11 protein-coding genes and 1 pseudogene are annotated in these 14,625 nt (G+C 67.0%); 6 read left to right on the top strand and 6 right to left on the bottom strand.

Features of this window, described 5'->3' with window-relative positions; genetic code table 11:
• The 5 genes and pseudogenes from BN972_RS29620 to BN972_RS18390 all read left to right on the top strand — a co-directional run.
• Positions 1-581: pseudogene (locus tag BN972_RS29620) on the top strand (PE family protein); the annotation flags it as partial.
• Positions 582-759: 178 nt separating this feature from the next.
• The gene (locus BN972_RS18405) at positions 760-2,574 is read left to right on the top strand and encodes a serine/threonine protein kinase PknE (RefSeq protein WP_036361261.1); all 1,815 of its coding nucleotides are present in this window, start codon (positions 760-762) and stop codon (positions 2,572-2,574) included.
• Between the two features lie 6 nt (positions 2,575-2,580).
• Positions 2,581-3,066 carry an SRPBCC family protein gene (locus BN972_RS18400; RefSeq protein ID WP_036360465.1) on the top strand — a complete coding sequence of 162 codons (486 nt, stop codon included), beginning with the start codon at positions 2,581-2,583 and terminating at the stop codon, positions 3,064-3,066.
• A 60-nt stretch (positions 3,067-3,126) separates the two neighbouring features.
• Positions 3,127-5,457 carry a Tex family protein gene (locus tag BN972_RS18395; RefSeq protein WP_036360463.1) on the top strand — a complete coding sequence of 777 codons (2,331 nt, stop codon included), beginning with the start codon at positions 3,127-3,129 and terminating at the stop codon, positions 5,455-5,457.
• Between the two features lie 58 nt (positions 5,458-5,515).
• Positions 5,516-6,862, top strand: coding sequence for an acyltransferase family protein (locus tag BN972_RS18390; RefSeq protein ID WP_051545577.1), 1,347 nt, complete (start codon positions 5,516-5,518; stop codon positions 6,860-6,862).
• On the opposite strand, the gene BN972_RS18385 is transcribed toward BN972_RS18390, so the two are convergent.
• The 5 genes from BN972_RS18385 to glgX form a co-directional block, all read right to left on the bottom strand.
• On the bottom strand, positions 6,801-7,238 hold the full coding sequence (locus tag BN972_RS18385; protein ID WP_036360462.1) for a nuclear transport factor 2 family protein: 438 nt from the start codon (positions 7,236-7,238) through the stop codon (positions 6,801-6,803). The two genes, BN972_RS18390 and BN972_RS18385, sit on opposite strands and share 62 nt — an antisense overlap.
• A 12-nt stretch (positions 7,239-7,250) precedes the next feature.
• The gene (locus BN972_RS18380; RefSeq protein WP_036360460.1) at positions 7,251-8,375 is read right to left on the bottom strand and encodes an FAD-dependent oxidoreductase; all 1,125 of its coding nucleotides are present in this window, start codon (positions 8,373-8,375) and stop codon (positions 7,251-7,253) included.
• On the bottom strand, positions 8,372-9,253 hold the full coding sequence (locus tag BN972_RS18375; protein WP_235192487.1) for a DUF1295 domain-containing protein: 882 nt from the start codon (positions 9,251-9,253) through the stop codon (positions 8,372-8,374). Before BN972_RS18375 ends, BN972_RS18380 begins: the two co-directional genes overlap by 4 nt.
• Positions 9,254-9,407: 154 nt before the next feature.
• Positions 9,408-9,683 (bottom strand): DUF4235 domain-containing protein, encoded by a 276-nt coding sequence (locus BN972_RS18370; protein ID WP_036360459.1) that lies wholly within the window; start codon positions 9,681-9,683, stop codon positions 9,408-9,410.
• Between the two features lie 22 nt (positions 9,684-9,705).
• Positions 9,706-11,874 carry a glycogen debranching protein GlgX gene (gene glgX, locus BN972_RS18365; protein ID WP_051545575.1) on the bottom strand — a complete coding sequence of 723 codons (2,169 nt, stop codon included), beginning with the start codon at positions 11,872-11,874 and terminating at the stop codon, positions 9,706-9,708.
• 375 nt (positions 11,875-12,249) lie between these two features.
• On the opposite strand from glgX, the gene BN972_RS18360 reads away from it, so the two are divergent.
• Complete coding sequence (locus tag BN972_RS18360) at positions 12,250-13,749, top strand: DUF4185 domain-containing protein (protein WP_036360457.1); 1,500 nt, start codon at positions 12,250-12,252, stop codon at positions 13,747-13,749.
• A gap of 16 nt (positions 13,750-13,765) precedes the next feature.
• On the opposite strand, the gene BN972_RS18355 is transcribed toward BN972_RS18360, so the two are convergent.
• On the bottom strand, positions 13,766-14,590 hold the full coding sequence (locus BN972_RS18355; RefSeq protein WP_036361251.1) for an SDR family NAD(P)-dependent oxidoreductase: 825 nt from the start codon (positions 14,588-14,590) through the stop codon (positions 13,766-13,768).
• Between the last annotated feature and the right edge of the window lie 35 nt (positions 14,591-14,625).

Raw genomic sequence — 14,625 nt, 5'->3', positions numbered from 1 at the left:
GCGCGGGAGGCGTCGGAGGTGTCGGTGGGTTCAGCGCGGTCGGACCCGGCAACGGTGGCGCCGGAGGGGCCGGGGGCAACGGCGGAACGCTGTACGGCAACGGCGGCGCCGGCGGTAGCGGCGGGTTCAGCCAGTTCGGCACGGGCGGCACCGGCGGAAACGGCGGCTTTTCCGGGCTGCTGATGTCCGGCGGTGACGGCGGCACCGGCGGCGAGGGATTGTTCGGCGGCAGCGGCGGGGCGGGCGGCAACGCCACACTGCTCGGCTGCGGCGGCGCGGGCGGAACGGGTGGATCCAGCGGTGCGTCGCTTCCTGGTAACTCCGGCTCGGCCGGTAACGGCGGTAACGGCGGCAGGGCCGGCGCGTTGATAGGGATCGGCGGCGCGGGCGGTGCCGGTGGCCAGAGCCCCGCGGTCGGCGGCGGGGGCGGCAACACGGTGCTCAGCGGCAACGGCGGCAACGCCGTGCTGATCGGTGTGGGCGGCAACGGCGGCAACAGCGGCACCCCGCTCTACCTCGGCGGTAGCGGCGGCATTGGTGGCGTGCTGTTGGGACGAAACGGGTCGGACGGGTTGCCGTAGGCCTCCTTGGATTACCGCACAAGCCGAAGCACTGCTCAGTTGCACGCTTCAAGCATCCAAACCATTAGCCTTATGCCTGGCACGCCACCGCGTACTCGGGTTCGACGCCTCCACCGTCGGGCGCGTGCAGGTGCTTCGGGTCGGTTAGCCGCGCGAAAGGCGGGTGAAGGAGTCGGCGATGGGTGACACGACCGAGGGTTCGCGGGAAGGCACGCAGTTCGGACCATATCTGTTGCGACGCTTGGTGGGTCGCGGCGGCATGGGCGACGTCTACGAGGCCGAGGACACGGTGCGGGAGCGGGTCGTCGCACTAAAGCTCATGTCGCAGACGCTGTCCCAGGATCCGGTCTTCCGCACGCGCATGCAGCGCGAGGCCCGCACCGCCGGCCGGTTACAGGAACCGCACGTCGTGCCGATCCACGACTACGGCGAAATCGACGGCCAGCTGTATGTGGACATGCGCCTGATCGACGGCAAGGACCTAGCCGCCCTGTTGAAGCGCTACGGCCCGCTCACCCCGCCCCGCGCGGTGGCGGTGGTGCGCCAGATCGGTTCGGCACTGGACGCGGCGCACGCCGCTGGGGTGACCCACCGCGACGTGAAACCGGAAAACATCCTGGTCAGCGCCGACGACTTCGCCTATCTCGTTGACTTCGGGATCGCCAGCGCCGGCACCGACGAGAAGCTCACGCAACTCGGCAGCACGGTGGGCACGCTCTACTACATGGCGCCGGAGCGCTTCGGCGAGACCGAAGTGACCTACCGGGCCGACATCTACGCGCTGGCTTGTGTGCTCTACGAGTGCCTGGTCGGGACCCCGCCCTTCCGTGGCGACCAGCTTGCCGTCATGGGCGCGCATCTGAACCAGCCGCCGCCGCGACCCAGCGTCGCGCGCCCGGGCATCCCCGCCGCCTTCGACGAGGTGATCGCTCGCGGAATGGCCAAGGACCCCGTTGACCGCTATCCCACCTGCAGCGACCTGTCGGCGGCCGCTTACGCCGCTTTGGCCACACCGGACAAGGACCGGGCCACCGACATTCTGCAGCGCAGTCAGGTGGCGCAGGTGCCGCCGTCCTTCGCGGGGCAGGCACCCAGCGGGTTCGTGCCATCTCAGGCGCCATCACAGGGTTGGTCCGGGCCGTCGTCGTTCGCGGCCATGCCGCCCGGGGCGCCCTCGAGCGGCCCACTGCCGGCGCAGTGGCCGGGCACCCAGGGCTGGGGCGGTGCACCCGCCGGCACTGTCGGCACGCCGCCGTGGGGCCAGCAGCAAGCCCGTCCCACCAAGCTGTTGCGCAAACCCTGGTTCTGGGCGGGGCTGACCATCGCCGTCATCGTTGCGGTGGTGGGCGGGGTGATCATCGGTTTCTCGCCGCGCCGGTCGGAGTCGCCGCAGCCGCCCAAATCCGCCACGGCGGCGCCCACCGCGGATGCGGTCACGTTGAACGTTCTCAATGACGGTGTGTTCGTCGGCAGTTCCGCGGCGGTCGCGACGATCGATGTCTTCAACGAACCGATCTGCCCGCCGTGCGGCGCCTTCATCAGGTCCTACGCCGGTGACATCGACGCCGCGGTGGCGAATAAGAAGCTGGCCGTGCGCTACCACCTGCTGAACTTCCTCGATGACCGGTCGCACACCCAGAATTACTCGACCCGGGCCGTGGCGGCCTCGTATTGTGTTGCGGGCCAGAATGACCCGAAGGTGTACACCAATTTCTACTCCGCGCTGTTCGGCAGCGACTTCCAGCCGCAGGAGGGTGCCGCGTCGGATAGGACCGATGCGGAGCTGGCCCGGCTGGCGCAGTCCGTCGGAGCCAACACCAACGCGACCAACTGCATCAAATCCGGAATGGACCTCGGTACCGCGAAAATCAAAGCGAACAATTCCAGCGCGACCCTGGCCGGCTTCAATGCCCAGGGGACGCCGTTCGTCTGGGACGGCAGCGGCGGGGTGGACCTACAGAATCCCAACTGGCTCACCAAGCTGATCGGCTGAACTGCGATGAGCGAACGCATCGAGATCGATCGGACCATCGCCGCACCGGCAGCGGACATTTTCGCGGTGCTCTGCGACCCGCAGGGCCATGTGGCGATCGACTCGTCGGGGATGTTGCAGGACGCCGAAGGCGAGCCGGTGGCCGCCGTCGGTGACACTTTCGTGGTGCACATGGACCGGGAAGCGCTGAACGATTTCCCGCAGCTCGGCAAGTACGACGTCACGGTCGAGATCTCGGAATTCGAACGCAACCGGTTGATTGCGTGGACCATTCTCGGTCAGATCCGGCCGCAAATCGGTCACGTCTACGGTTATCGGCTGCGGCCGACCCAGGACGGCGCGGCCACAATAGTCACGTCGTTCTACGACTGGTCGAAAATTGGCCCTACGTGGCGCGAAGCCGGGATCTTCCCGGTCATCTCCGAAGGCGCGCTGCGGGCCACACTCGGCATCCTGGACCGCACCGTGCGGCGCGGGTATCCGCGCCCGTAATCGGCTCGCCGGGGCCGGGGCTGCCAGGCGCCGTCAGAGGCGTTCGGTAGGGTCCCTGCGGTGACTCCCAATGCCAGTGTCAAAACCGTAAATGCCCGTCTCGCTGAGGAACTCGCGATCACGGACGCCCAGGTGGCCGCGGCCGTCCGGCTGCTCGACGACGGTGCCACTGTCCCGTTCATTGCCCGCTACCGCAAAGAGGTGACCGGCAGCCTCGACGACGGGCAGCTACGTCACCTCGAGGAGCGGTTGCGGTATTTGCGGGAACTCGACGAGCGCCGCGCCGTGGTGCTGGCCTCGATCAAAGAACAGGGCAAGCTCACAGACGAGCTGCGGGGCGCCTTGATCGCCGCCGACACCAAGGCGCGCGTCGAAGACATCTATCTGCCCTACAAGCCCAAGCGGCAGACCAAGGCGCAGGTCGCCCGGGAGGCGGGCCTCGAGCCGCTGGCCGACCGACTGATCGCCGACCCTGCCGTGGCGCCGGAGACCGCTGCGGGGCAATTTGTCGGTTCCGGCGTCGCCGACACCGCCGCGGCACTGGAGGGCGCCCGGCACATCCTCATCGAGCGCGCCGCGGAGAACGCGGAGTTGGTCGGTTCAATCCGCGAGACGTTCTGGAGCAGGGCTCGCCTGCGAACCGGTCCGGCCTCCGATGAAGCCGCGAAAAGCGCTGCCGGACAGAAGTTCCGGGATTACTTCGAGTACACCGAATCGGTGCGCGAGATGCCTTCGCATCGGGTGCTGGCGATCCTGCGCGGCGAGAAGGAGAAGCTGCTGACCTGCAACTTCGACGGTGGCCCCGACCAGGAGTACGAGGCCATGATCGCGCGCGCCCTCGGCATCGACCTGGCCCGTTGCGCCGATCGCCGCCCCGCTCACCCATGGCTGGCCACCACGGTCAGCTTCGCCTGGCGTACCAGGCTGATGTTCTCCGCGACCGTGGATGCCCGGGTCCGGTTGCGGCAGCGGGCCGAAGCGGAAGCCGTCGCCGTATTCGCGCAGAACCTCAAGGATCTGTTGCTGGCCGCACCGGCCGGCGCCCGCCCGACGCTCGGCCTCGACCCGGGCTTCCGGACCGGCGTCAAGGTCGCGGTGGTCGACGGCACCGGCAAGGTGGTGGACACCTGCGCGATCTACCCCCATCAACCGCAGCGCCAGTGGGATGCGGCCAAGGCGACCCTCGCCACGCTCGTCGCGCGGCACAATATCGAGCTGATCGCCATCGGCAACGGCACCGCGTCACGGGAAACCGAGGCTCTGGCAAGCGAATTGATCGCCGACATCCGGGCGTCCGGGGAATCGTCGCGCGTACCGGTCAAAGTGATGGTGAGCGAAGCCGGGGCATCGGTCTATTCCGCTTCGGCGTATGCGGCGCATGAACTACCGCGCCTCGACGTCACCCTGCGCGGGGCGGTCTCCATCGCCAGGCGACTACAGGATCCGCTGGCTGAGCTGGTCAAGATCGAGCCCAAGTCCATCGGCGTGGGTCAATATCAACACGACGTGACACCGGGCATCCTCGCCCGAAGCCTGGACGCGGTAGTCGAGGACGCGGTCAATGCGGTGGGCGTCGACGTCAATACGGCGTCCGTCCCCCTGCTGTCGCGGGTATCGGGCATCTCGGAGTCTTTGGCCGAGGCCATCGTCGCCTATCGCGACAGCGCCGGGCCGTTCGCCAACCGAGGTGCCCTGCTCGACGTTCCGCGGTTGGGACCCAAGGCTTTTGAGCAGTGCGCGGGCTTTCTGCGGATCCGGGACGGCGACGACCCGCTGGATGCCTCCGGCGTGCACCCCGAGGCCTATCCTGTGGTCCGGCGCATCCTGGACCGCAGCGGTCTCACGCTGGCCGAGATCATCGGGGACCAGCGCGCGCTGCGGAAGCTGAGGCCCGCCGACTTCGCCGACGACACGTTCGGTGTGCCGACCGTTACCGACATCCTCGCCGAGCTGGAAAAGCCCGGCCGTGACCCCCGGCCGGCGTTCACCTCGGCGACGTTCGCCGCCGGGGTGCAGAAGATCACCGACCTCAAGCCCGGCATGGTGCTGGAAGGCGTGGTGACCAATGTGGCCGCATTCGGTGCCTTCATCGATATTGGCGTGCACCAGGACGGCTTGGTGCACGTCTCGGCAATGGCCGATCGATATGTGTCGGATCCTCATGATGTCGTGCGGTCCGGGCAAGTGGTGCGGGTGCGTGTCACCGAAGTCGACGTGGAACGCCGGCGCATCGGATTGACACTGCGGCTACAGGACCGGGCACCGCGGGACCAGCGCAGGGACCGGGCGCCCGCACCGCGGGCACGCGGCAACCATTCCGGTCGCCGGGAAGGTGCCCCGGCGGGGAACTCGATGGCTCAGGCGTTGCGCGATGCCGGTTTCGGCCGCTAGACCACGGTCGGGTAGTAATACTCATTCGCCGCGGCCCGCTGTTCGGCATGCTGGTCGAATGCCCCTCGCTGCCTGCACTCCCACCGGCGTGCCCGGTCCCGCCGCGAACGACACCGCCCGGTCGCGCGACCGGGCGGTCGACGTGGCGCGGCTGACCGCCCTGGTCGTCGTCATGTTCGGCCACTGTGCGTTGCTGCTCGGCACGATCGATTCCGGCGGCGTGCGCATCGGCAATCTGCTCGGTGCGATGCCGGCGATCGCGCCGGTGACCTGGATTGTTCAGGTGATGCCACTGTTCTTCCTGGCCGGCGGCGCCGCGGGTGCCTACGGCTGGCACCCGGGCGGGACCTGGGGTGCGTGGTTGTTCAACCGCGCGCAGCGGTTGTGCCGCCCGGTGTTCTGGTACCTCGCAGCGTGGACGGTCGCGCTGCTGGTGGTACGGGAAACCGTCGGGCAGGCATCCGCGGCGGACCTCGGGCGCGAATGTGTGGCGCTGCTGTGGTTTCTCGGCGTGTACCTGGTGGCGCTGGCGTTCGTGCCTGCGCTGACCCGGTTGCGTACGGGTCGTGCGGTCGCCTTGACCCTGGGCGGCCTGCTCAGCCTGGCCGCCGCCGTTGACGGAATCCGATTCGCCGTGGGCACAGCCGAATCCGGGGTGGCCAACTTCCTGATCGTATGGCTGATCCCGGTGGTGATCGGTGTCGCGTATGCGCGCGGACTGGTCGGTGTGCGCGCCGCTGTTCTCGCGGCCGTCGGTGCGTTCACGGGCCAGGTGCTGCTGGCGGTTGCCGGCACATACGAAATTTCGCTGGTGGTGACCGGCGCGGAGCGCATGTCGAATGTGGCCCCACCGACGCTGTTGCTGGCGCTGCACTGCACCTGGATGTCGTGTGCGTTCGTGGCTGCCGCGGCGCCGGTCCGGCGTTGGGCGGCGCGGCCGCAGGTCTGGCGTGCCGTCGCGGTGGGTAACGGGGGAGCGATGACGCTGTACCTGTGGCACATCCCGGCGATCGCGCTGGCAGCCGTCGGCCTGCACGCGGTCGGCCTGGACGCCTACGATGTGCACGCACCGGGGTTCTGGGGCCTGCTCGGGTTGCGGGCGGCGGTCTTCGCCGCCGTCATGGCCGTGCTGTTCAAGTTGCTCTCGCCGCTGGAGCACCGACGGCTGCCCTGGTGGGACGGTCCGATCCGGTCCAGCGGGCCCCGAACGGCGGTCGCCGGCGCGCTGGTGTGTGTAGCAGGGGTTCTGGTGGTGCTGCTCGCCAAGAACGGGATGACGGGTTTCGCCGGGTGGACGGCACTGGCCTGCTTTGTGGGCGCGGCGGCATCGGCCCGCGCCGCGATCAGCCCCGAGCCATCGCGGAATCTGGTGCGGCCCAGTCGGTCGACACCTTCCGGTGCTTGATCAGCCACGTGTCGGCGTCGGGCACCAAGACATCGCGGTAGCGCCCGAAATGGTCGAGCCCGACGTGGGTCGTCACGGTGAAATACGACGAGACGAAGGCTCGCTCGGGCGTCAGCCCGGTGAACAACACGTTGGCCACGTTGTGCCGGACGATGGGTTTGACATCGGCACCCGTGGCGATGTTGCCGGTGAGGCCGCCGAGGAACTCTGCGATCTCGGAGCGTCCCTGCAGTGGTTGCCGCCCGCGGATTTCCAGCACGCCGTCGGAACAGAATGTTGCGGCAAGGTCGTCGACCAGACCGGCATCACCCGACCAGTTATAGCGTGCCAATGTGTCGCGAATTTGTTCCCGCGCAACGAGTTCCCAGATCTCCACTACCGCTTCTCCTTAACCGAACGGGCGGTTCGCCCGTACCCCGCGGTACATGCCCCAACGCACGATCAGGGGCATGACCACCCGCTCCACCGACCACAACGGGAACCGAAAGGCGTGACCGGTGGGCAGGAACACCTCCAGCCCGTCGGGCTGGATCCCGATCAGTGAGCCCCACCGCCGGGTTGGTGCCCGGAACGCACGCAGCGGGCGGCCGGCAAACGTGGCGCGAATGTTGCGGGCCAGCAACGCATCTCCCCGGTTTCGGGCGGAACTGCGCAGCGGGTCGGTCGCCGCCACATCGCCCACCGCGAAGACATCGCGATGGCCCGGCACCCACAGTTCCGCCGTCACCCGGACGAATCCCCGCTCATCCAGCAATTCCGGCGGCAGCCAGCCGGTGTTGGGTTGGACCCGACCGATCGCCCACAGCACGGCATCAGCGACGGCCGGGGTCTGCCCGGAGCTCCAGCGGACCGGTTCGGTGGTGATCGCGTCGCCGGTGAACTGGTCTGCGATCAAAGCGCGGTGGCCTGGATGCAGCCCCACCCCGAGTCGCTCCAACCGGGCGTGGACACGCCTCCAGATCCGCGGGTGATACTCGCTTAGCGGGCGTTCGCCGGGAAAGTACAAGTCGATTCGCTTGTCCGGCCAGGTGGTGGCCAGGTTGACCGCCGAGCTCACCGCGGCCGCTCCGCCGCCGACCACAAGGACCGATTTCGCAGTACCTAATTGCTCATGTGCCGCATATAAGTTCGCGCCGACATCGGCGGGCGACTGCAACGTCGGCTGGCGCCAGAACCCATTGCTGACACCAGTGGAGATCACCAGCGCGTCGTAGTCCTCGGTGAAAGTGGTGCCGTCGGGACGCCGGCCGGTGACCGTGTGGGCCGCCAGGTCGACGCCCGTCAGTTCGCCCTGCACCGTCCGGACCCTGTCGAGTCGGCGAAACCTGTCGAACGGGATCCAGTAGTCCCGTGCCCAGTCATCGGGTCTGGCGAGTCGGACGCCGAGTTCCTGGCCGCTGACCAGGCCGGGCTTGACCGAGATTCCTACCACGTCGGCGTGCGGGGCCAACCGGATGGCGGTCAGCAGGCCGACGTCCCCGAGGCCCGCGACGACGACGCGTTTGCGGCTCACGCAGCGACTCGGCGCGGGGGCCTGGGCACGAAGCGCGGCACCCGGTCAATGACCTGCTGATAGTCCGGGCGGCGCTGCAGACTGCGCGTCTCCATCATCGGGATGCTGGCGCCCAGGAACATGGCCAGCATCGCCGCCGCTCCGACGAACAACCACCACGCGTCCGAGGGCGATGCCGCCACCCCGAACAGCGCCAGGGCGAACCAGAAGCTGAACTCCCCGAAGTAGTTCGGATGCCGAGACCAGTTCCACAAGCCCCGCGTCATGGCCTCGCCGGGGCGGCGGTCCCGAACGAATCGGTGCAGCTGGACATCGGCGATGAGTTCGAGCGCCACCGCGGCGACACCGACCACGAACGCGACGATGGTCAGCCATCGGATGCCGGAGCCGGCATGGGTGACGCAGACATACACCGGCAGCATGCCGGCGAATACCTGGGTTGTCGGAATGAGGTGGATCGCGACCAGGTCGACGAGGAACTCCCATCGCCCGGCGCGCTCGCGGAACATTGGGTAGCGCCAATCCTCGTGATGAAGGCCTTCGAAGCCGTAAACCCAGTTCGCGGTCAAGCGCACCGCCCACAACGTCACCAGAGTGGCCACCAGCCAGCACCGCAGTTGGTCGACTCCTGGCCCGGCCTGACTCCACCAGTAGAAGGTGAGCAACGGCGGGATGACGCTCCAGTAGGCGTCGTAGAAGCTCGAGTTGCGGTAGGCGCGGCTGAATGCGAATACCACCAGGGTGGCCAGCACATCGGCGACGAAGGTGTCCAGCCACAGCCGCCCGGTGCTCGGGCCCCACGCCAGCCAGGCGACGGCCACGCCAACGGCTATTACATAGGCGACGGTGACGAGCGTCAGCGATCGGGCCTTGCTCATCGTTGCGGTCATCGCACCCGGTTCACTTCTACGACTGCGCTTTTGGGCGAGCAGCTACCATCCGGGTCTCCTTGCCACAGTGCCCGGTCATCCCAGGGCGCCGGCCGCGGTCGGCAAAACTGTAACACGTTCTATCGACCGGCCGGGCAGGCAGCTAGGGCGCGGGTGACTCGTGGGTGACGGCCTGGTAGCCGCGGGCACCCACCCGGTCGACCGCGGCGCGCACCACGCCGAAGATCAGGCCCTGCAGGCCCGCGCCGATCAGGGCGGAGCGGGTCGAATTGCTGAGATCTTTCGGGTCCGGCGGCGCCTGGTCGTCATCGCTGAACCGCTTCCACACCTGGCTGAACACGGCCCCGGCCAGCAGGCCGCCCGTTACGCTGGTGGCAATCGAGAGCGGCATGTACAGGGCTTTGGACTTTGCACTCATGACGATCCTTCGTTCGCTGGGCTTATTCGTCGTGGACCTGCTGCAGCAAGATCATCGCCCGGCCGGCAACCGTGATCTTGCCTTTGGGTTTGATGGCGTCTTCCTGCTCGACCTGGCCGGTGGCGGTCGAGGTGTCCAGCACTGCTTGCCAGTTGGCGCCGAATTCGTCAGGGGGAAGCGTGAATTCGATCGGTTCGTGATGGGCGTTGAAGCACAGGACGAACGAGTCGTCGGTGATGCGTTGGCCGCGCGCATCCGTGCCGGGGATACCCAGCCCGTTGAGGTACACCGCAATCGATTTGCCGAAACCCGAGTCCCAGTCCTCGTCGCTCATCTCCGAGCCGTCCGGCCTGAACCACGAGATGTCGGGGATGCCCTGCGAGCCCCGCCGGCGCACCGGAGCCCCGGTGAAGAAACGCCGCCGACGAAACACTGGATGCGCGGCCCGCAGCGCTGTCACCGTCCGGGTGAACTCCATCAGGTCGGCGTCGGCGTTTTCCCAGTCGATCCAGGTCAGCTCGGAGTCCTGGCAGAACCCGTTGTTGTTGCCGTTCTGGGTGCGACCGAGTTCGTCGCCGTGGCAGATCATCGGAACACCCTGGGACAGGATGGTCGTCGCGAGGAAGTTGCGCTGCTGTCTGGCGCGCAGGGCGTTGATCTCCGGGTCGTCTGTGGGACCTTCCGCCCCGCAGTTCCACGACCGGTTGTGCGACTCGCCGTCGTTGTTGTCCTCTTTATTGGCCTCGTTGTGTTTCTCGTTGTAGGAGACCAGGTCCCGCAGCGTGAATCCATCGTGTGCGGTCACGAAGTTGATCGATGCCACCGGCCGGCGCGCGGTGTGTTCATAGAGATCGGCCGAACCGCTAATCCGGGAGGCGAATTCGCTCAGGATGGCGTCCTCACCACGCCAGAAGTCGCGGATGGTGTCGCGGAACTTGCCGTTCCATTCGGTCCACTGAGGCGGGAAGTTGCCCACCTGGTACCCGCCGGGTCCGACGTCCCAAGGCTCGGCAATGAGCTTCACCTGACTGACGATCGGATCCTGCTGGACAAGCTCGAAGAACGCGGAAAGCCGGTCGACATCGTAGAACTCGCGAGCCAGGGTCGACGCGAGGTCGAACCGGAAACCGTCGACGTGCATCTCGGTCACCCAGTAGCGCAGCGAATCCATGATCAGCTGCAGGGTGTGCGGGTGCCCGACGTTGAGGCTGTTGCCGGTGCCGGTGTAGTCCATGTAGTACCGCTTGTCGTCGTCGACCAAGCGGTAGTAGGCGGCATTGTCGATGCCCCGCATCGACAGCGTGGGGCCCATGTGGTTGCCCTCTGCGGTGTGGTTGTAGACCACGTCGAGGATCACCTCGATGTTGGCCTCGTGCAGGGTGCGCACCATGGCCTTGAATTCCTGCACCTGCCCGCCGGGATTGTTGCTGGCGGTGTACTTGAAGTCGGGGGCGAAGAATCCGATCGTGTTGTAGCCCCAGTAGTTGGAAAGGCCCTTGTCGATCAGCGTTGAGTCGTTGGCGAAGTGGTGCACCGGCATCAGCTCGATCGCGTTGACGCCGAGGTTGGTGAGGTGCTCGATGATCGCGGGGTGGGCGATCGCCGAGTAGGTGCCCCGGATGCGCTCAGGGATGTCGGGGTGAGTCTGGGTCAGGCCCTTTACGTGGGCCTCGTAGATCACGGAGTCGGCGTATTCGTGGCCCGGCGGACGGTCCACGCCCCAGTCGAAGTACGGGTTGATCACCACTGACTTGGGCATGTTCGCCGCGGAGTCTTCGTCGTTCCGGCTGTCGGGGTCACCAAAGTTGTAGCTGAACAGCGACTGATCCCATTGGAAGCTCCCGTCGATCGCTTTCGAGTACGGGTCGACGAGCAGCTTGTTGGGATTGCAGCGCTGGCCGTTGCTGGGGTCGTAAGGACCATGCACCCGGAATCCGTACCGTTGCCCCGGTTCGACGCTGGGCAGAAAGCCGTGCCAGACGAAGCCGTCGACCTCGGGCAGGGCGATCTTCGTCTCGGTGCCATCGTCTGAGAACAGGCACAGTTCGACCAGCTCGGCAACCTCGCTGAACACGGCGAAGTTGGTTCCCGACCCGTCGTAGGTTGCCCCCAACGGGTAGGCCTTACCGGGCCAGATCTCCGGTCGCTCCTGGTCGCCGGAGCCTGGATTCTGCTCTCCGCTGGTAACCACCGTGCCTCCTGTTTTCCTGGATTGGACCGGACTGTGAACATCGGCGGTCGGGGGACTGTATATCCGCTGATGTGCCGGGCTAAGCATGAGATTGCTCTCAGACTTTCGGCCCGTTCCGGACGACGAACGCGTTTGTCGTGGCGGCCTTTTGAGACCCGCCGAAGTCCCTGCGCGCCTGCCGATTTCAAATTGAAGTCAAATACGACCACCGGAGCGACAGGGGGGCGCCGGTCGGGATGTGATGGCTAGGGTTGCGACACGGTCACGGACCCATACCTATTGACCGATCAGTGGTCACAACCATCTCAGTGCTCACTATCGTCACATCAACCACTGCGGACGTCAATCTGGCGTTCGACCCCTGAGAGGTGTGACATGTCGGCGGTTCCCCGCTTTGTTTCGGTATCGCTGGCAGCGACGGCCGCTATCGGACTCATCCTTCCGTTCGGCCTCGCTCCGTCGGCGAACGCGCTGCCTTGCAGCGCGCCTGCGGCCAATGTCCCGCCGCCGGCGAATGCGGTGGTGACAAATCCTGGCGGCAAGGTGCTCGGCCCGTTGAACAAGCGGCCCCGCGGGGCCAATGACCGGGCGCCGCTGCCCAGGCTGGGGCCCCTGCAGCGGGTAGTGCAACCGGGTCAGCGGTACTCCGCGCCGTATCAACAACAAGCGCGTGTGCCCGGCGCGAATCCCGCCCCACCCGTTCCCAACCCACCGGCGGCGGGCGCCCAGCCACCCGCCGGGCAGCTTGCCCCCGAGGCTGCCGCGGCCCCGCCGCCGAACCCGGCGCCGGTGCCCGAAGCGGCTCCACCGGAGGGCGCGCCGGATGCGTTCGGCGCACTCGGGGGCTCGAACACGTCGCTGGTCGAGTGGGTGACCGGACCGGAGGGCCCGAACAAGACTTTGGAGCGGTTCGGCATTTCGGGAACCGACCTCGGAATCCTCTGGGACAACGGCGATCCCGCCAATCACCAGGTGTTGATGGCCTTCGGTGACACCTTCGGCTACTGCGCCGTCAAGGGCGACCAGTGGCGCTACAACGTCTTGTTCCGCAGCAACGACCACGATCTGTCGCACGGATTGCACGTCGCCGAAGGCGACCCGAGCAACCGCTATGCGGGTTCGCCGACCCAGCAGCCGGGTTTCTCCCGGCAGGTCATCAACAGCATCAAGTACGCAAAGGAAGAGACCGGCATCATCCCGACCGCCGCCATCTCTATCGGCAAGACCCAGTACATCAACTTCATGTCCATCAGGGACTGGGGTCGCGACGGCGAGTGGTGGACGAACTACTCCGGGATCGCAATGTCCACCGACAATGGCCAAACGTGGGCGGTTTATCCGGGCACCATCCGTGCGAACGGTCCCGACGCCGCCCGGGTCCCATACGTCGAGGGCAACGAGAACTTCCAGATGGGCGCCTATGTCAAGGGCAGTGACGGCTACCTGTATTCCTTCGGCACGCCGAACGGGCGCGGCGGCGCGGCGCATCTGTCCAGGGTGCAGCCGCGGTTCATCCCGGACCTGACCAAATACGAGTATTGGAACGGTGATTCGAACTCTTGGGTGCCGAACAAGCCGTCCGCGGCCACGCCGGTCATACCCGGCCCGGTGGCCGAGATGTCGGCCCAATACAACACGTACCTCAAGCAGTACCTGGTCATGTACACCAACGGCGCCAACGACGTGGTGGCCAGGACCGCACCGGCGCCCCAAGGCCCGTACAGCCCGGAGCATCTACTCGTGTCGAGCTTCTCGATGCCGGGCGGCATCTACGCGCCGATGATGCATCCCTGGACGACGGGCAAGGACGTGTACTTCAACCTGTCCCTGTGGTCGGCTTACGACGTGATGTTGATGCACACCACCCTGGGCTGACGTCTGGCGGTGCCGCTCAAGCCTGAAAAGGCCGATTCGTCCATTCCCGGCCTTCGCGCCGCGACGAACGGAACCAGCCGCCCGCAGCGCCGGTGCCGCCATCGGTGGGGATGGTGTGGCCGGTGACGAAGCCCGACAGGTCGGAGGCCAGAAACAGGATCACCCGGGCCTGGTCCTCCGGCCGGCCCATCCGGCCGACGGGAACCCAGTCGGGCCAACGTTGCTGCTCGTCGGGGGAGAGCCACTGCGCGTACGGCACCTGCAGCGATTCGGTGACGTCCGGACCGATGGCGTTGACCCGCACGCCGTCCCGACCGACCTGCACCGCGAGGCTGCGGGTGAACGCGATGACAGCCGCTTTGAACGCCGCGTAGACCGGATCTTCGGGGTATCCGCGTAACCCCTCCACCGAGGACACGTTGACGATCGCACCCGCATGTCGCTCGACCATGGCGGGCAGGAATGCGCGGGTGACCAAGAAGACGTGATGCAGGTTCACCCGGTAAAGCTCGTCCCAGAGCGGCGGGTCGGTGCCCGCGAAGGCACCGGGGTGCCGCACCCAATCACCCACATTGTTGACCAGCACGTCGACGCGCCCGTGGCGCCGAAGCACGGTGTGTGCCAACAAGCTGACCTGCTCGGCATCCCGTACGTCGGTGGGGACCGCGAGTGCCGAGTCACCGATCTCGGCGGCGACCCACTCCGCCCGACCGGCGTCGATGTCGGCGATAATCACGTGGGCGCCGTGTTCGGCGAACAACCTCGCGGTGGCCGCGCCAATACCGCCCCCACCGCCGGTTACCACCGCCACCTGCCCGGTCAACAACTCAGCCGACGTCACCACGCGTCTATCTTCGGTCACGGTCACCGATGCTG

The organism is Mycobacterium asiaticum DSM 44297 (genome assembly GCF_000613245.1).
GTDB classification, from domain to species: Bacteria; Actinomycetota; Actinomycetes; order Mycobacteriales; family Mycobacteriaceae; genus Mycobacterium; species Mycobacterium asiaticum.
Note: the sequence above shows the minus strand (reverse complement) of the source record. Positions and strands in the feature narration are given on the sequence as shown.